The sequence below is a fragment of the Amycolatopsis sp. MEPSY49 genome (assembly GCF_051337345.1).
Classification (GTDB): Bacteria; Actinomycetota; Actinomycetes; order Mycobacteriales; family Pseudonocardiaceae; genus Amycolatopsis.
This window is the reverse complement of sequence record NZ_JBDLYJ010000011.1, coordinates 45,846-63,292: the sequence shown is the minus strand read 5'-3', so window position 1 is coordinate 63,292 and position 17,447 is coordinate 45,846. Positions and strand designations below refer to the sequence as shown.

16 protein-coding genes are annotated in these 17,447 nt (G+C 72.4%); 13 read left to right on the top strand and 3 right to left on the bottom strand.

Features of this window, described 5'->3' with window-relative positions; translation table 11 throughout:
- From ABFJ78_RS37105 to ABFJ78_RS37095, 3 genes are read left to right on the top strand one after another with little or no spacing between them, the layout of a single operon-like run.
- Complete coding sequence (locus ABFJ78_RS37105) at positions 1-396, top strand: hypothetical protein (protein ID WP_436392114.1); 396 nt, start codon at positions 1-3, stop codon at positions 394-396.
- On the top strand, positions 393-1,106 hold the full coding sequence (locus ABFJ78_RS37100) for a hypothetical protein (RefSeq protein ID WP_436392113.1): 714 nt from the start codon (positions 393-395) through the stop codon (positions 1,104-1,106). The genes ABFJ78_RS37105 and ABFJ78_RS37100 overlap by 4 nt, the downstream gene beginning before the upstream one ends.
- A complete protein-coding gene (locus ABFJ78_RS37095; protein WP_436392112.1) occupies positions 1,103-3,706 on the top strand; it encodes a cation-translocating P-type ATPase in 2,604 nt (867 codons plus the stop codon). Before ABFJ78_RS37100 ends, ABFJ78_RS37095 begins: the two co-directional genes overlap by 4 nt.
- A gap of 15 nt (positions 3,707-3,721) precedes the next feature.
- On the opposite strand, the gene ABFJ78_RS37090 is transcribed toward ABFJ78_RS37095, so the two are convergent.
- The gene (locus ABFJ78_RS37090) at positions 3,722-5,002 is read right to left on the bottom strand and encodes a hypothetical protein (protein ID WP_436392111.1); all 1,281 of its coding nucleotides are present in this window, start codon (positions 5,000-5,002) and stop codon (positions 3,722-3,724) included.
- A 54-nt stretch (positions 5,003-5,056) separates the two neighbouring features.
- On the bottom strand, positions 5,057-5,506 hold the full coding sequence (locus tag ABFJ78_RS37085) for a universal stress protein (protein WP_436392110.1): 450 nt from the start codon (positions 5,504-5,506) through the stop codon (positions 5,057-5,059).
- A gap of 170 nt (positions 5,507-5,676) precedes the next feature.
- Here ABFJ78_RS37085 and ABFJ78_RS37080 point away from each other — a divergent pair, with 170 nt between their 5' ends.
- From ABFJ78_RS37080 to ABFJ78_RS37050, 7 genes are all read left to right on the top strand, one after another.
- Positions 5,677-6,639: an Acg family FMN-binding oxidoreductase gene (locus ABFJ78_RS37080; protein WP_436392109.1), complete on the top strand. Its 963-nt coding sequence runs from the start codon at positions 5,677-5,679 to the stop codon at positions 6,637-6,639.
- Positions 6,636-8,879 (top strand): phosphoenolpyruvate synthase, encoded by a 2,244-nt coding sequence (gene ppsA, locus ABFJ78_RS37075; protein WP_436392108.1) that lies wholly within the window; start codon positions 6,636-6,638, stop codon positions 8,877-8,879. Before ABFJ78_RS37080 ends, ppsA begins: the two co-directional genes overlap by 4 nt.
- Positions 8,876-9,778: an ABC transporter ATP-binding protein gene (locus ABFJ78_RS37070; RefSeq protein ID WP_436392107.1), complete on the top strand. Its 903-nt coding sequence runs from the start codon at positions 8,876-8,878 to the stop codon at positions 9,776-9,778. The genes ppsA and ABFJ78_RS37070 overlap by 4 nt, the downstream gene beginning before the upstream one ends.
- Entirely contained in the window at positions 9,775-11,367 is a 1,593-nt protein-coding gene (locus ABFJ78_RS37065) for an ABC transporter permease (RefSeq protein WP_436392106.1), read from the top strand. Before ABFJ78_RS37070 ends, ABFJ78_RS37065 begins: the two co-directional genes overlap by 4 nt.
- A gap of 18 nt (positions 11,368-11,385) precedes the next feature.
- The gene (locus ABFJ78_RS37060; protein WP_436392105.1) at positions 11,386-12,744 is read left to right on the top strand and encodes an MBL fold metallo-hydrolase; all 1,359 of its coding nucleotides are present in this window, start codon (positions 11,386-11,388) and stop codon (positions 12,742-12,744) included.
- A gap of 103 nt (positions 12,745-12,847) precedes the next feature.
- Positions 12,848-13,906, top strand: coding sequence for a DUF3644 domain-containing protein (locus tag ABFJ78_RS37055; protein ID WP_436392104.1), 1,059 nt, complete (start codon positions 12,848-12,850; stop codon positions 13,904-13,906).
- Between the two features lie 109 nt (positions 13,907-14,015).
- On the top strand, positions 14,016-14,990 hold the full coding sequence (locus ABFJ78_RS37050) for an Acg family FMN-binding oxidoreductase (RefSeq protein ID WP_436392103.1): 975 nt from the start codon (positions 14,016-14,018) through the stop codon (positions 14,988-14,990).
- Between the two features lie 3 nt (positions 14,991-14,993).
- On the opposite strand, the gene ABFJ78_RS37045 is transcribed toward ABFJ78_RS37050, so the two are convergent.
- Entirely contained in the window at positions 14,994-15,392 is a 399-nt protein-coding gene (locus tag ABFJ78_RS37045; RefSeq protein WP_436392102.1) for a CBS domain-containing protein, read from the bottom strand.
- A 183-nt stretch (positions 15,393-15,575) separates the two neighbouring features.
- Between ABFJ78_RS37045 and ABFJ78_RS37040 the strand changes: the two genes are divergently transcribed.
- From ABFJ78_RS37040 to ABFJ78_RS37030, 3 genes are all read left to right on the top strand, one after another.
- Entirely contained in the window at positions 15,576-16,163 is a 588-nt protein-coding gene (locus ABFJ78_RS37040) for an Rv1733c family protein (RefSeq protein WP_436392101.1), read from the top strand.
- Between the two features lie 23 nt (positions 16,164-16,186).
- Positions 16,187-16,699: a universal stress protein gene (locus ABFJ78_RS37035; RefSeq protein WP_436392100.1), complete on the top strand. Its 513-nt coding sequence runs from the start codon at positions 16,187-16,189 to the stop codon at positions 16,697-16,699.
- Between the two features lie 90 nt (positions 16,700-16,789).
- Entirely contained in the window at positions 16,790-17,410 is a 621-nt protein-coding gene (locus tag ABFJ78_RS37030) for a CBS domain-containing protein (RefSeq protein WP_436392099.1), read from the top strand.
- Positions 17,411-17,447 lie beyond the last annotated feature (37 nt).

Sequence of the window (17,447 nt, the reverse complement as noted above, 5' to 3'; positions counted from 1 at the left end):
ATGCACGTCCTGCTGACCGAAGCGTCCTTCGGTGACGCCGACTTCCTCGTCCAGCCCCTGCGCGACGCCGGCTGCCTGGTCAGCCGCTGCCACAGCCGCGCCGGGCTGTGCCGCGCGCTAGCGGTGGGCGGGCGCTGCCCGCTCGACGAGCCGTTCGCCCAGCCCGACCTGGTCGTCGACGTCCGCGGCCAGGAGCCCGAGCTGACCACGCGGGAGTTCGGCGTCGTCTGCGCCGTCCGCGACCACGTCCCGGTCGCGCTGGTCTCCCCGGATCCGGACGTCCGCGCGGAAGTGCCGCCGGGCCTGGAGAACCGCGTCACCGTGATCGACGTCGACGGGCTCCTGGCCACCTGCCGGGCCGCCACCAGGCACCTCCCGGTGCAACCGGGCAGATGACCGGGTTCCGCTGGGACACCTCGTCCCGGGCCGTGCTCGCCGACGCGCTGGTGCGGCTGGGCCCGAACCGGTGCGTCGCCGAGGTGCGGCCGGAGGAAGTCGTCTTGACCGAGCCGCCCACCCGGCGGGACCGGGCGGGCAACGCGGCCTCGCTCGAGTGCGGCGCGGCACTGTCGACCGTCTGGACGGTCCTGCGGGTCCTGGGCCGCGAGCCCGTCGTGGTGTTCTCGCACGACGCCGACCGGCCCGATGTCGTGGCGGTCGTCCGGGCCGGAGGACCACGGTCGCCGTCCAGCAGCGAGTGGGCGCGGTACGTGGCGCTGCGCAAACTGGCGGAGCCGCAGCTGCGGCCGGTCAGTCTCGCGGTGCTCGGTGCGCTGGCCGATGACGATTTCTGGCCGGAGACCGACGTGTGGATCGTCCGGCCCGGCTGGGTCCCGGCCCTGCGGCAGCTCGGCGCCGACGTCACCGGCCAGTCCGCCCTGCTCGTCACCACCCCCGGCGACAGCCGGCGGCACCAGGTCCTCGCCGGTGCCGCCCTGCACGGCACCCGGCTGGCCGCCGAAGTTCGCGGGTTCTCGTCACGGGCCGTCTCGCCGGCCCGCCTGACGGCGGCAGAGCGGGCTCGGCAGACCGAGGTGATGCCCGGCGTCCCGCAGGGGCTGCTGTTGATCGGCCTCGTCACCCCGAAGCGAAGGAAGACACGATGACCACGCACCTGAAGACCAAACCGGCCGATGCGCCGCCGGTCGACGCCCGGGAGCCGGTTTCCCGGCTGCTGCGGGACCTGCGGACCACGCCGACCGGCCTGACGGCCCGGGAAGCCGCGCGCCGGCTCCAGGTGAGCGGCCCGAACGCGCTGCCGTCGCACGGCGGCCACCGCTGGCCACTGGCCCTGCTGCGGCAGCTGATCCACCCTCTCGCGTTGCTGTTGTGGGTGGCCGGTGGGCTGGCGTGGATCGCCGGGACGACGAACCTGGCGATCGCGATCGCCGGCGTCATCCTGCTCAACGGCCTGCTGGCATTCGTCCAGGAACAGCAGGCCGAGAAGGCGGTCGAGGCACTGGGCAAGTACCTGCCCGACCGGGCGGCGGTGCTGCGCGACGGCCAGGTGTGGCACGTCCCGGCGACCGAGCTGGTCCCCGGCGACGTCCTCGTCCTGGCGGAGGGCAACCGGATCCCGGCCGACGCCCGGCTGGTCGACGGCACGGTGGACGTCGACGCGTCCATGCTGACCGGGGAGTCGGTCCCGGTGACCCGGATGGCCGACGCCCCCGACGACGCCACGCGCCCGCTCGACTCGCCCGTTCTCGTCTTCAGCGGCACGGTGTGCGTCGCCGGAGCCGCGCACGCGGTCGTCCACGCGACCGGGCGGCACACCGAGATCGGCCGGATCGCGTCGCTGTCGTCGCGGGTCGGGCGTGAGGAGAGCCCGCTCGAACGGCAGGTCCGGCGAGTGGCGTGGCTGATCGCGCTGGTCGCGGTCGTCGTCGGCGTCGGGTTCCTGCCGCTGGGCTGGCTGGCCGGGCTGTCGTGGGCGGCGGCGTTCGTGTTCGCGATCGGGCTGCTGGTGGCCAACGTCCCCGAGGGCCTGCTGCCGACGATCACCCTGGCCCTGGCCGCCGGTGTCCGGTCGATGGCCAAGGCCGGGGCGCTGGTGAAGCGGCTTTCCGCGGTGGAGACGCTGGGGTCGACGACGGTGATCTGCACGGATAAGACCGGGACGTTGACGCGGAACGAGATGAGCGTCGAGGAGGTGCACCCGGTCGGGGAGGGGTTGGTCGAAGCGCTGGCCCGATGCAGCACCGCCGACGTCACCGCGTCGAGCGGCGACCCGACCGAGCTGGCGTTGCTGCGGTACGCGAGTGCGAACGGCGCCGATCCGTCCCTTCGTGACGCGGGCCGGAAGGCACTGTACCCGTTCGACCCGCGGCTCAAGCGGATGTCCACTGTGGACGCGGTCGGGGATTCCCTGTGGGTATCGACCAAAGGGGCGCCGGAGCAGGTGCTGCCCCGCTGCGCGATGCCGCCCGAAGAGCGGGCACGGCTCCTTGCGCTGGTCGACGAGATGGCGGGGCGGGCCCTGCGAGTGCTGGCGGTGGCCGGCCGTCCGGTGACCGCATTGCCGGGCAGCCGTGACGAGGCCGAGACGGACTTGCGCCTGCTCGGCTTGGTGGGCCTGGTCGACCCGCCCCGGCCCGAGGTCGCCGCGGCGGTCGCGGACTGCCACTCGGCGGGCATCCGGGTGCACGTGGTGACCGGCGACAACGGCCGCACGGCGGCGGAGATCGCCCGCCGCGTCGGGATCGGAGCGGACCGCGTGATCAGCGGCGATGACCTGGCCGGACTCCCGGAGCCGGCCCTCGACGAAGCGCTGACGGCCAACGGCGAGATCGTGTTCTCCCGCGCGGCGCCGGAGGACAAGCTGCGCATCGCCGACGCGTTGCGCGACTGCGGCGAAGTGGTGGCGATGACCGGCGACGGCGTCAACGACGCCCCGGCGCTGCGCCGCGCGGACATCGGCGTGGCGATGGGCATCGGCGGCACGGACGTGGCCAAGGAAGCGGCGACGGTGGTGCTGACGGACGACAACTTCGCCACGATCGTCGCCGGCGTGCGGGAGGGACGCCGGGTCTTCGACAACGTCCGGAAGTTCGTGCTCTACATCTTCGCGCACGCGGTACCGGAGGTCCTGCCGTTCCTGCTGTTCGCGGTGTCGGGCGGGATGATCCCGTTGCCGTTGACGGTGCTGCAGATCCTGGCGATCGACCTGGGCACGGAGACCTTGCCCGCACTCGCGTTGGGCCGCGAACCGGCGGAGCCCGGCCTGATGTCCCGCCGGCCGCGGCGGCGGTCGGAAGGGGTGGTCACGGGCCGGATGTTGCTGCGGGCGTGGGGGATCATGGGCCTGATGTCGGGCGTGCTGGTGCTGGGAGCGTTCTTCGCGGTGCTGTACGCGGCGGGCTGGCACCCGGGCGCGGACGTCTCATCGGGAGTTCTGCACGACGCTTACCTGCAGGCCACGACGGCCAGTTTCGCGGCGATCGTGTTCTGCCAGGTGGGCACGGCGTTCGCGGCCCGGACCGAGCGGGTGTCGCTGCGCTCGGTGGGCCTGACGACGAACCGGTTGCTGCTGGGCGGGATCGTGTTCGAGCTGGTGTTCGCCGCGGCGTTGATCTACCTGCCGCCGCTGCAGACGTTGTTCGGGACCGCAGCGCTGCCGGCGTGGGTGGTCGCGATGCTGCTCCCGATGCCGGTGCTCGTGTGGGGCGCCGATGAGGTGTTCCGGTGGGCCACCCGGCGGCGGTGAACGGCTTCGGCGTCATCAGCTGTGGGAATGCCTTCGTGCCTCGGCCTCCGTTCCGGCGGAGGCGGGAGGCAGGGGAACGCGAGCCGGCCGGGGAGTGGTCAAGCTCCACTCCAGCAGGCGCCTGGTCGCGCTTCGGAGCCGCCACAGCGTCTGCCCGCGGAAGTCGTCGACCGAGTTCCGGCTCCAGACAGCGCGATAGGGGACGCCGGGAGCGGTTTCGCCGCCGTGGAGCCGTCCGTCGTGGACCGTTCTCGAGCGCGAATTGTAGATGGAGTCGAGTGCTTCGGCGTCGTCGTCGCTCGAGACCATCCTGAGCGCGGCCTTGAACGCGAGTCCCAGTCCCTTCCGATCCTTGCAGGCTTCGCACCGCTCGAACTTGAAGAGCCTGCCCGCGATGGTCTCGACCGAGGCGACGAAGCCCACCGCGGCGAGCGAGGGATGGCGTGACATCAGTTGAAGCGCTTCGAGGTACGCGTCCATCGCGGCGACCAGATACGCCTGTTTCCGAGTGCGGTTCCACGCCGCCTCGATCCAACCGGGCGGATCGAACGTCGTCGCGTCGGCAAGACCGAACTCATCGGTTACGCCTTCTGGATGCTGATACCACACCGGGCTCGCGGGGAGTTCTCGATTTCCCCACTCGACTGGTGCCGGAGTCGCTCGCACGATGATGGTGTCGTCCATCGCCACGGAGAGAATCCCGCACAGCGTGTGCAAGTCCCGAGCGGCATCGACGCTGGCGGGGGTCCAGTCATAGCCGCGCGAGGATCCGCTGACGAGGATCGGGACGGAATGCGTGATGGCCCAGCCGGACAGCGGGTGCTGCGTCGAGAAGTCCGGTTCGAGGAGCAGCTGCTCGGTCGAAGCCATCCGCATTGGGCCGATCGACACCTCGGTGCCGAGCCTGCTTGCCCGGTGGCCGGGCCGGTGGGGACTGGGACCGATGATCGCCGTCCAGGGGATCGGGTCGCCGTCCTCGCCCAGAGTTCTCGTCGCGTGCTGCAGAGCTGAGCCGACCTCGGCGGCCAGCGATTCGTCCGCAACCGAAGGGCCGGCCAGCAGGACGACGACCGAGTCGACGGTGTCGGCGAGGAGGACGACAGTCTCTGCCCGCCGTCCGTCCTGGAGGAGCGTGATGCGGATGAAAGGTGCCGTTGTGGCGTCACCCCGCTGCTCCTCAACCGATACTGGCGAATTCGCCATCGCGTTGGTGAAGCGGTGGAGCCACTCGTCACCTTGTTCCGTCAGCGCGACCGGGAAGGCGCCGACGACGGTGTGCCACGGATAGCCGATCATCGACCCATGGTGGCACGGTGCCGGAGCCGCTACCACGACGCCAGAAGCGCGTCCTCAAGCCGGGGTCAGGCGGTGCGCCGCCTCCGGGGTGATGACCACGACCGGGCACCTCGAGTACCGCACGCACTCGCGTCCCACGCTGCCCAGCACCAAGTCCGTCACGGCTCCCCCGCGGTGGGCGCCGAGCACCAGCAGGTCCGCATCCGCCGATGCCGTCACCAGTTCCGTCGCCGGGTCGCCGTGGACAGTCAGGGTCTCCACCTCGGCCGGCGTCTCGATCCCGAGACCGGCGACGTGCGCGGCGAGGGAATAGCCCGCTTCGGGGACCCGGCCGTGCGGCTGGACGGCGAACGACGTACCGGGCAGCAGCGTGTCCCGCGGCCGGACGAGGATCGCGCGGACCGTGTCGCCCGTGTGGGCGCCGATCTCGAGGGCCCACCGCAGTGCCGCGTCGCCGCGGGGTGAGCCGTCCATGCCGACGATGATGACGCGACCAATGCTCATGATCTCCTTCTTTCTTGCGGTGTCGTCCCGATCGTGCGGCCGGCCGGCTGTGGGCGGGTAGGGGACGAATTCCGCCGGAGCGGAGGACTTTGTGCTCCGGTGCCGGTCCCGCCGGCCTCGCGACCATGACTTCGGCGGGGCAACCGGCTCCGCGCCGAGGAGTGACCGCGATGACCGTCCTGACCACCGAGCAGCTGGGCGTCCTCGCGCGCGCCGTCAGCCGCGCGCCTTCGGTGCACAACAGCCAGCCGTGGCAGCTGCTCGTCCGCGGTACCGAGGTCGACCTGCTCGAACGCCGGGACGTCGCGCTGCGCCGGCACGATCCGTCCGGCCGCGACCGGCTGCTCTCCTGCGGTGCCGCCGCGACCAACCTCGAACTCGCCGTCCGCGCTCTGGGGCGCGACTGCCACCTCGAATGGAAAAGCGATGCCGCCGCCACGGTGACCGTCGGCCGTCCGCACCCCGCTTCGGCTCACGACTTCGCCCTGTACCGCGCCATCGCCCGGCGGCGCAGCCATCGACGCCCGTTCTCGCCGGAGCCCGTGACCGAAACCGCACGGGCCGCGGTGGCCGCCGCGGGGGAGACGGCCGGCCTGCACGTCGTCGTGCCCGGACGGCTCGACAAGCTGGCCGAGCTGCTCGGCTTCGCCACCCGCGTGCTCCGCGACGACCGTGCCTACCAACGCGAACTGGAAATCTGGACCGCGCACACCCGCGGCTGGGGCGCCATCGGGGACGGCGTACCCGAAGCCGCCCTGAGCCCCGAAGCGCTGCCGGTGGCCGGGCTAGTCCGCTGGGACACCCCAGTGCCGGACGACGTGGTGCTCACGCGGCGGCTCGCGGCGGAGAATCTCCTCGTCCTCTGCACCGAGACCGACACCCGGGCGGACCGGCTGACCGCCGGCGCGGCGTTGCAGCGCGGCTGGCTCACCGCGGCGTCCAAGGCCCTGGTGGGCTCGGTCATCACGCAGCCGCTGCACCTCACCGGCTTCCGCGCGCGGCTCGTCTCCGAGCTGGCCCTGCCCGGCGTCCCACAGGCGATCTTCCGCTTCGGCCACCCGGCCGTCCCCGCTGCCCCTTCACCCCGGCTCCCGCTCGGCGAGCTGTTCCCACCTCCAGGAGGAACCCGATGACGTACGTGCGCGACCTGTCCGAAATCCGGCTCACCGACGACGAGACCGTCGGGGGCAAGGGTGCCAACCTCGGCGAGCTGATCTCCGCCGGGTTCCCCGTTCCCGGCGGCTTCGTCATCTCTCGTGACGGCTACTGGGCCGCGCTGGAGAAGGCCGGCGTCCGCGCCGAAGTCGCCGCTCTGCACGCCAAGGCACTGGCCAATGTGGACGATGCCGAGCTGCTGGCCGAGCACTGCGACCGCATCCGCGAGCTGGTCCGGGAAGCCGGCCTCACCGGCGACCTGCGGGAGGAGATCGCGCAGGCCTACCGCGGGCTGGGCTCGGCGACGCCGGTCGCCATCCGGTCCTCGGCCACGGGCGAGGACGGCGCCGAAGCGTCCTTCGCCGGGATGAACGCGACCTACACCAATATCTGGGGCGACCACGCCGTCGCCGAGCACGTCGTGGACTGCTGGACGTCGCTGTTCAGCCCGCGTGTCGTCAGCTACCGCGCCAGCCGCGGGTTCACCGGCGAGCCGGCGATCGCCGTGGTGGTGCAGCGGATGATCCGCTCCGAGCGCTCGGGCGTCATCTTCACCGCCGACCCGCGCACCGGCGACCGCGACCGCGTGGTCATCGAAGCCGTGTTCGGCCAGGGCGAGGCGATCGTCAGCGGTGCTGTCGAGCCCGACACCTATGTCGTCGGAAAGCAGGATCTGCTGATCCTGTCGGTGCGGATCGGCAAGCAGACCCACAAGATCATCGCCGACGAAAGCGGCGGCGACGTCACCATCCAGCTGCCGGAGCCCGCGGGCGGCCGCCGGGTGCTGAGCGAGACCGTCGTGCTGGAGCTGGCCCGGATGGCCACCCGCGTCGAGGAGCACTACGGCGTCCCGCAGGACATCGAGTTCGCGATCGCCGACGGCGAGATCCACCTGGTGCAGTCCCGGCCGATCACCACGCTGCCGCCGGTCACGCCGGCGAGCACCGTCGCGCTCGTCACCGGGCTCGGCGCGTCGCCGGGCGAGGGCAGCGGCGCGGTCCGCGTCCTGCACGACCCCGTCGAAGCCAAGCACCTGCGCGACGGCGAGATCCTGGTCGCACCGATGACCAACCCGGACTGGGTGCCCGCCATCCGCCGCGCTTCCGCGGTGGTCACCGACGGCGGCGGGATGACCTGCCACGCCGCCGTGGTCGCCCGCGAGCTGGGCGTGCCGGCCGTGGTCGGCACCGGCGACGCCACCCGCGTGCTGGTCGACCGCAGCCTGGTGACCGTCGACGGCACCCAGGGCGAGGTCCGGCCCGGCGCGACCACGAAGGCACCCGCGCACACCGCGCCCGTCGTCGCCCCGGTGGCCCCGGAAGCCATCGGTACCAAGCTCTACGTCAACCTCGCCATGCCCGAACATGCCGAAGAGGTCGCCGCGCAGGCGGTGGACGGCGTCGGCCTGCTGCGCGCCGAGTTCCTGCTCACCGAGGCCCTCGGCGGCCGCCACCCGCGGGACCTGCTCGCCAAGGGCGAGGAGCGGTCCTTTGTGGACAAGATGGCGGAGTCGCTGTTGAAGATCACCAAGCCCTTCGGCACCCGCCCGGTCGTCTACCGGGCGACCGACTTGAGGACGAATGAGTTCCGTGGGCTGGGCGGTGGTGAGGAGTTCGAGCCGGTGGAGAGCAACCCGATGATCGGCTACCGCGGCTGCTACCGGTACGTCCGCGAGCGCGACCTGTTCGCCCTCGAACTGGAGACCCTCGCGCGGGTGCGGGAACAGTCGCCGAACCTGCACCTGATGATCCCGTTCGTGCGCACCAAGTGGGAGCTGGAGGAGTGCCTGGAGCTGGTCGACGCCAGCCCGCTCGGCCGCCAGCGCGGCCTGCACCGCTGGGTGATGGCCGAGGTGCCCTCGGTCGTGCACTGGCTGGGCGAGTACGCCGGGATGGGCATCGACGGCGTCTCGATCGGCAGCAACGACCTCACGCAGCTGATGCTGGGCGTCGACCGCGACTCGGGCCAGTGCGCGGAACTGTTCGACGAGGCCGACCCGGCGGTGCTCGACGCCGTCGAGCGGATCATCCGCGTCGCGCGGCACCGCAACATCACCTCGTCGCTGTGTGGCCAGGCGCCGTCGACCAAGCCCGGGTTCGCCGAGCACCTGGTGCGTTTCGGCATCACGTCCATCTCGGTCAACCCGGACGTCATCGGCCCTGCCCGCGCGGCGATCGCGTCGGCCGAGCGTCGGATCCTGCTGGAGGCCACCCGATGAGCGCGGCGATTGAGATCCGCGGCCTGCGAAAGGCGTTCGGGCACACGCGTGCGCTCGACGGACTCGACCTGACCGTCGAAACCGGTGAGGTCCATGGCTTTCTGGGCCCGAACGGTGCCGGGAAGACCACGACCCTGCGGTTGCTCCTGGGCCTGTTGCGGGCCGACGGCGGAGAGATGCGGCTGCTCGGCGGGGCCCCCTGGCGTGACGCCGTCGCGCTGCACCGGCGCCTGGCGTACGTGCCGGGGGAGGTGTCGCTGTGGCCGAACCTGACCGGCGGCGAGGTCATCGACCTGCTCGGCCGGCTGCGCGGCGGTCTCGACCCGGTGCGCCGTGCGCGGTACCTGGACCGGTTCGAACTCGACCCGCGGGTCAAGGGCCGTGCCTACTCGAAGGGCAACCGGCAGAAGGTGGCCGTGGTCGCCGCGCTGGCTTCGGACGTCGAGCTGCTGCTGCTCGACGAACCGACCGCGGGCCTGGACCCGCTGATGGAGGAGACCTTCCGCGAATGCATCCGGGAGGAGCGGGACCGGGGCCGCACGATCCTGCTGTCCAGCCACATCCTGTCCGAGGCCGAAGCGCTGTGCGACCGGGTGAGCATCATCCGCGCCGGCCGGGTGGTGGACGCGGGCAGCCTCGACGACCTGCGCCACCTCACCCGCACGACGATCACCGCCCGGCTCGCCGGGGCGCCGGACGTCCTCGCCCGGCTGTCCGGGGTGCACGACTTCGCCGTGAACGGTTCCGAGGTCCGGCTGACCGTCGACACCGCCGCGCTGTCCCCGGTGCTCGCCGCGCTCGGTCAGTGCGGCGTACACAGCCTGGTCAGCCGCCCGCCGACGCTGGAGGAGCTGTTCCTGCGCCACTACCGCAGCGAGCCGGCGGCGGTGCCGGCATGAGCGCCACCTTCACGGGCACGGGCGCGCTGATCCGGCTGGCCCTGCGCCGCGACCGGATCCGGCTGCCGGTCTGGATCGTCGTGTTCGCGGCGACGGCGGCGTCCGCGGCGGCCGCCACCACGGCCGTCTACCCGACGGACGCCGACCTGCAGGCGGCGGCCGCGAGCATCAACTCGGTGCCCTCCCTGCGAGCCTTGTACGGACCGGTGCACGAGCCGACCCTCGGTGCGACGTCGGTGTTCAAGCTGACCGCCTTCGGGGCCGCCTTGGTCGGGTTGCTGATGATCTTCACCGCGGTCCGGCACACCCGGGCCGAGGAGGAGGCCGGACGCCGGGAACTGCTCGGCGCGACCGTGGTGGGCCGGTACGCGGGGCTCGTCGCCGGGCTGGCCGTGACGGCCGGCGCGAGCGTCGTGCTTGGTGTGGCCACCGCGGCGGCGCTCGCCGCGACCGGGCTGCCGGCCGGCGGCTCGCTGGCGTTCGGGCTGTGCTGGGCGGCCGCGGGCCTGGTGTTCGGTGGCGCGGCGGCGGTGACGGCCCAGCTGACCAAGAGCGCCCGGTCCGCTTCGGGACTGGCCGTGCTCGCCTTGGTCGCCGCCTACTTCCTGCGGGCGGTGGGCGACTCCGCAGGTCCGCGCCTGCTTTCCTGGGCGTCGCCGATCGGGTGGAGCGAAGAGGTCCGGCCGTTCGCGGGGGACGTCTGGTGGGTGCTCGCGCTCCCGGTCCTCACCGCCGCGGCGCTCGGCGCGGTCGCGATCGCGCTGGCGCGGGTCCGGGACCTCGACGCCGGCTTGCTCCCCGACCGCCCGGGCCCCGCCGGGGCCGGCCGATCGCTGCGGAGCCCCTGGGGGCTGGCGTGGCGGCTCAATCGCGGCACGCTCGCCGTCTGGACGAGCGCGTACGTGCTGCTGGGGCTGGTGTGCGGCAGCCTGGCCGGCAACGTCGGCTCGATGCTGACGAACGCGCAGGCGCAGGCCATGATCACCGCGCTCGGCGGCGAAAAGGGGATCTCGGACGCGTTCCTCGCGGCCGAGCTGGCAGCGGCCGGCGTGATCACGTCGGCCTACGTGATCGCCGTGCTGGCCCGGCTCCGGGCCGAGGAGCGGGCGCTGCGCGTCGAGCCGCTGCTGGCCACCGCGGTGGACCGGCGCCGGCTCCTGGGCGGCTACCTCCTCTTCGCGGCCGGGGCGCCCGCGGTGCTGCTGACGGCGCTCGGGCTGGCGGCGGGGCTGACGAACGGCGCCCACCTCGGCCGGATCGGGCCCGAGGTGGCCCGGCTGATCGGCGCCGCGCTCGCGCAGCTGCCCGCGGTGTGGGTGCTGACCGGCATCGCGACCGTCGTGTTCGGCCTCTTCGGCCGGGCGCTGACCGCCGCGTGGGTGGCGCTGGTGACGTTCCTGCTGCTCGGCGAGTTCGGTGTGCTGCTGAAGTTCGACCAGTGGGTGCTCGACCTCTCGCCGTTCACCCACTCACCGAAGCTGCCGGGCGGGACTGTCCAGGCGGCGCCGCTGCTCTGGCTCACCGCGTTGGGTGCCGCGCTGGTCGTGGCGGGCGTGACCGGGTTCCGGCGGCGTGACATCGCCGGCTGATCCACGAAGGGAGTCCCGATGCCCGATGGATCTCGCGCCGCCGCGCTCAGGGCCGCCCGCCGGGCTTCCGTGCCCTACCGCACCAGCCCGTGGCCGGGGAGGCTGCACGTGACCGCGCACCACCCGGCTCACGCCGATCCACTCCTGACGTTCCTGGGCGGCGCCCGGTACCTGCTGGCGGCGGACACCACGCTGTTGATCGGCTGCGGGCTGGTCGAGGGGCCGGAGACGGCGTGGCGCCGCAACTTCTCACCGGGTCCGGACGAACTGCACGCGGCCGACGCGGTGATCCTGCCGAGCGCCGACCTCGGGCACGCCGGATTCCTGCCGCAGCTGGTCGCCGAAGGCTGGCACGGGCCGGTGTTCGCGACTCCGGCCACGGCCGCGCTGCTGCCGGTGGTGCTGTCCGATGCCGCGAAGCAGTTCGCCGAAGACGCTGCCCAGGTGTGCCCCCCGCCGCCGGGTGTCCCGCCGTTCCGCGCAGAGGACGTCACCTGCGCGCTGGCCCTGGTCCGGCCGGTCGAGGTCGGCTCGCTGCACCGGGTCGGCGGCGTGGAGTTCGAGTTCGGCCGCGCGGGCGGCCGGGTGGGCGCGGCCTGGGTGCGCGTGCGGGCGGGTGGCCGATCGGTGGTGTTCGCCGGCCCGCTGGGGGCGGCGGAGCACCCGCTGTTGCGGGCACCGGACCCGCGTCCCCGCTCCGACGTCCTGGTTCTCGCGGCACCCGAACCACCCGCCGACGGCCACCTGGCCGGCCGGTTCGCCGCTGCGGTACACCGGGCGGTCCGGCGAGGTGGCAGCGTGGTGGTTCCCGTGGCGGTGGACGGCGGCGTGGAGTTGCTTCGGGCGCTCACCGGGCAGCTCCCACCCCTGCCGGTGGTCCTGGACGGCGACCTCGGTCTCGAGGTCCACCGGCAGGCGACGGCCGAGCTGCGCCGCGGCGCGCGCGTGCCGGCTCCGGAATTGCTGCGGGAGCCTCCGGACGGGCCGTCGATCATCCTCGCCGGGCTGGCGACGGCGGACTCCGGACGCGTGCTCCGGCACCTGGCCCGGCTGCTGCCGGACCGCCGCAACGGGGTGGTCCTGCTGGGACACCCGGCGCCGGGAACCCGCGCGGCCCAGCTCGCGGACGGCGCTCGTCACCTCAAGGTCCACGGCCGGTACGTGCCGGTCCGCGCGGAGGTGACCGCACTCGGCGGCACGGCCGCGTTCGCGGGCCCGGAGGAGGTCCTGGCGTGGGCGACGGCGACCCCGGCGCCGGAGACCGCGTTCGTGGTCGAGGGGGAACCGGAATCCGCGCAGGCGCTGGCGAAGGCGCTGCACGCGGAAGCGGACTGGTGCGCGGTGGTGCCGGAGGAGGGCGAGCGGGTGTTGTGCTGAGTCAGCCGAACGGGTGATCCAGGCCCCGAACCGAAACACGGGCCTATTCTCGGGCGAATGGTTCTGCAAGATCGACGGCGATCGACCGCCTTGAGGAGGGACCATGAAAAAGGAGGCCCGGCTGCTCAAGGAAAAATCGCTGGCGTCTTTGACGCTGAGTGTCGAGCACTTCAACCGTCCGTGGGACGTCGGACGGACGGACGCGGTGCTGATGCTGCTCGACCACGCCTTCGAGATGCTGCTCAAAGCCGCGATCCTGCATCGCGGCGGGCGTATCCGGGAACCGGGCGAGAAGAACACCATCGGGTTCGACCAGTGCGTGCGTCGCGGATTGTCCACGGAGAACATCCGGTTCCTCACCGAGGAACAGGCCCTGACCCTCCAGGCGATCAACGGCCTGCGTGATGCCGCTCAGCACCATCTCGTCGATATCAGCGAAGCCCACCTGTACCTGCAGGCCCAGTCGGGAATCACCCTCTATCGCGATCTCATGCGGGCGGTTTTCGGAGAGGAGCTCCGGGACGTCCTCCCGGAACGGGTCCTGCCGATCGCCACCGTGGCGCCGAGAGACCCCTTGGCCTTGTTCGCCGACGAAATCGCCGAAGTCGCCCGTTTGCTGCGACCGGGGACACGCCGCCGCGCCGAAGCCGCCGCGCGCCTGCGCGCCCTCGCCATCGTCGACGGGGCGATGCGGGGAGAGAAACTCCAGCCCGGCGAAGCAAGCCTGCGCAAGCTCGGCAGCCAGATCAGCGCCGGCGTCACCGATCTCGAGGTGCTCTTCCCCGGCATCGCCGCGGTGCACTTCGTCACGGACGGCTCCGGCGCCGCGATCAGCCTGCGCATAGCCAAGAAGGAAGGCATCCCGGTCACCCTGGTGACGGACGGGACGGCCGACTCGAGCGTTGTCGCGGTTCGCCGCGTCTCCGAGCTCGACTTCTACAACTTGCGGTTCACCGGGCTGGCGAAGAAGCTGGGCGTCACGACGAACCAGCTCAGCGCCCTGATCACTCTCCTGAAGGTCAAGGAGAACGAGGACTACGCCAAGCTGATCTTGACGACCTGGTGCTACTCGCAGAAGGCGCTGACAAGGCTTCGGGACGCGCTCCAGGAACAGACTCCTGAGGAATGGTGGCGGCAGTACAAGGTGCGCATCGCCGCATAAAGCCCGGAAGGTCTTTGGTCCTCACCGGACGTGACGCGCGGCCATCGCGGCGCCCGGCGGCCGCCGGTGATGCTGAAGGCGTCCGTTCCCCAGACACCGGAGCCCGACGATGAGCCGACCCCTGCCCAGCGTGTTCGACCAGGCCCTCGCCTCGGCCGTGCGCGCGCCGTCGCCGCACAACACCCAGCCCTGGCGGTTCGTCGTCGAGCACGAAGTGATCGAGGTCTGGCTGGATCGCGGACGCGTGCTCGGCGTCGCCGATCCGCACGGGCGGGAGGCGCGGCTGGCCTGCGGCGCGGCCGCCTTCAACCTGCAGATCAGCTTGCGGGCCAACGGGCTCGCCGCGGTCGTGCGGCTGCTGCCCGATCCGGCCGAGCCCGACCTCGTCGCGGTGATCCGGCTCGACGGCAACGAGAAGGCCACCGCGGCCGAACGCAAGCTCGCCGAGGCCGTGTTCCGCCGGCACACGAACCGGCGTCCGCTGCTGGAGAAGGCGGTGCCACCGGTCGTGCGCGCCGCGCTCAAGTCGGCCGCCCTGCAGGAGGGCGGCCAGATCGAGTACCTCGACGCGTCGGGCCGGTACACCCCGGTCGCCTCCTTGGTGCGGCAGGCCGAAGCGCTGCAGGCCGACGACGACGAGTTCCGCGCCGAAGCCGCGTTCTGGACCCACCGCGAGCCCGAGAGCCCCGACGGTGTGCCGAAGGCCGCCTCCGGGCCGCCGCCGCACGGCCCGGGGATCGTGTCGCTGCGCGCGTCGCACGAAAACCAGGACCTGCCCGCGCGCGAGTACGAACAGGAACCCCTGCTCGGTGCCGTGCTCACCCGCGACCGAGGCCCGCACGCGGAAGTGCGCGCCGGGATGGCCATGCAGCGGGTCCTGCTCACCGCGACCGCCGAAGGCCTCGCGACGTCGTTCCTGTCGCAGCCGTTCGAGACCCCGCGGACGCGGGAGTCGCTCGACCGCCTCTTCGCCGGGGCCGGGCAGCCGCACACGCTGCTGCGCATCGGCTACGGCTACCCGACCCGGCTGACCGGCCGCCGGCCGGTGCACGAGGTGCTGACCCACCGGACCACGGCCGGCTGAAGCTCAGCGGCGGGCCGAGGCGCGCAGGACGTCCTGGAAGGTGATCATCCCGACGACGTGCCCGCCGTCGACGACGGGCGCCGAGCGCACCCCGGCGTCGGTCATCCGCCGGGCCAGCTCGCGCACGTCGGTGTCGGCCGGCACCGCCAGGCCGCTTGTGCGCATGACCGAGCCCGCCGTGCGCGGGCCGCCGCCGAGCAGCACGCCGGTGTCCGGGTCGCCGGGCGCGGCCGGCACCCGCAGGATGTCCTCTTCGGACAGCAGGCCGAGCAGGCGCCCGTCCGCGTCGACCACCGGCATCGTCGTGAACCCGTGCGCGGTCATCATTTCCGCGGCTTCGTCGAGCGTCGCGGTCGGAGCCAGGGCGAACGTCGGGGCGGTCATGATCTCGCGTGCGCGCATGATTCGTGCTCCGTTCCTCGGGTGCTCCGACCATCCCGCCGGGCTCCGCGGGCGGCACAGGGTCCTAAGTCCCCGGCCCGTCCGCCGACGGACTCCGGTCCGGGGTCCAAGGCCTCTTCGGCGAACCCCGGCGTCCGGTGATCCTGGAAGAGGAAGGGAAACCGAACGGAGAGGACGCCCACCATGAACCGGATCGCGCGGATGTGGCGCACGCTGGTCCCGCGCCGAGGTTCGGTGGCGCGCCCCTCGGACCGTGTCCAGGGTGGCCTGCTCGCCCTCGTGGTGCTGCTGGCCCTCGTCGCCTTGCCGGTCGCCGCGAGCGTCGGCTCCGAGACCTTCGTGCGTCAGCAAGCACAGTCGGCCCGGGAGGTGGGGGAGCGCACCCTGGTGACCGCGACCCTGCTCGCCGACGGTCCCGAACTGACGGTGAGCCCCCGCTCCGGCATCGCCGGCAACGGCCTGCCCACCGACGCCACCTGGGTACTGCCGGACGGAACCCGCCGCGTCGGCCAGGTCGTCGCCGACGAGGGCACCCTCAAGGGGCACACCCTCGACGTCTGGGTGGATCGCGACGGCAACCCCGTGGACCCGCCGCTCAGCAGCGCCGCGGTGGTGATCGACGCCGCCGGGGTCGGGCTGGGCCTGTGGCTCGCGGCGCTGATCCTGTTGGCCGTCGCCTACCGGCTCTCGGTGTTCTTCCTCAACCGGCTCCGTTACGCCCGCTGGCAGCAGGAGTGGTTCGCCGAGCAGGACCGCAAAACCCGTTCTTGAGACGAGAAGAAGGTGAAACTGACATGACCACGGCAAACCAGGGCGACATCGTCGTCGGCGTGGACCATTCGGCGATCAGCGCGGCCGCACTGCGCTGGGCGGTGTCCGAAGCGGCGGTGAGCGGCCGGCAGGTCGTCGCGCTGCGCGCGTGGACGTTCGAGCCGGTCTACGACCTCGGCGCGGCGGTCGCCGGGACACCGCAGACGGTCGCCGACCGCGAGCGGCGGCAGCTGGACGAGGTCGTCGGCGAGGTGCGTGCCGAGCACCCGGGCGTCGCCGTCCGGGCCGAGCTGGTCGAGCACTCGGCGGCGGTGGCGCTGGAAGAAGCGTCGAAGACCGCGTCGATGCTCGTTCTCGGCAGCCACGGCCACAACCGGTTGCTGAAGCTGCTGGTCGGTTCGGTCGCCGAGCACTGCCTTCGCGAAGCGAGCTGCCCCGTCGTGGTGATCCCGGCGCGGACGGTGCCGGAGCCGGAGAAGGACGCGATGCCGGAGCCGGAGCCCGCGATCGGGTACTACCCGGGGCCACTGCTGTGAAGGAGGTCAAGATGCCCAGTCGCCGCAAGGTGGGTTCGGTCATGACGACCGAAGTGACCACCGTGGGCCCGGGACACGCCTTTCAAGGCGGTGGCGCTGCTGCTGGCCTCCTGGAACATCAGCGGGGCGCCCGTGGTCGACGAGGACGGGAAGGTGCTCGGCGTCGTCTCCCAGGGCGACCTGCTCGAACGCGAAGCCCCGCACGGACTGCTCAAGCCCGGTTCCCGCCAGGCGAAACGCAAGGCCGGTGCGGCGTTCGTCGCGGATTTGATGACGGCCCCGGCGGTCGTCGTCCGCGCGGACGACGACGTCACGGTGGCCGCGAAGCTCCTCGAAGAGCACCACTTCCACCGCCTGCCGGTGGTGGACGACGAGGGCACGCTCGTCGGCGTCGTGTCCCGGTCGGACCTGCTGCGGGTGTTCCTGCGCACGGACCGCGAGATCCGGGACGAGGTCCTGGAGGAGGTGCTGCTGCGGGAGATGGCCATGGACCCGGCGTCGCTGTACGTCTCCGTGCACAACGGCATCGTGACCCTGAACGGCACGGTCGAGCGGCAGAGCATGATCCCGGTGATCGTCGCGCTGATCCGCCGGGTCGACGGCGTCGTCGAGGTGCGGCAAACCCTGCAGGCCCGGTTCGACGACCGGGGCGTGTCGCCGACGCCGTCGGGCCCGGCCGGGGTGCTGAGCCGGAAACGGCCGACCTACTGAAGGTACGAAGGAGCGGCCACCGTCCGAACCGGACGGT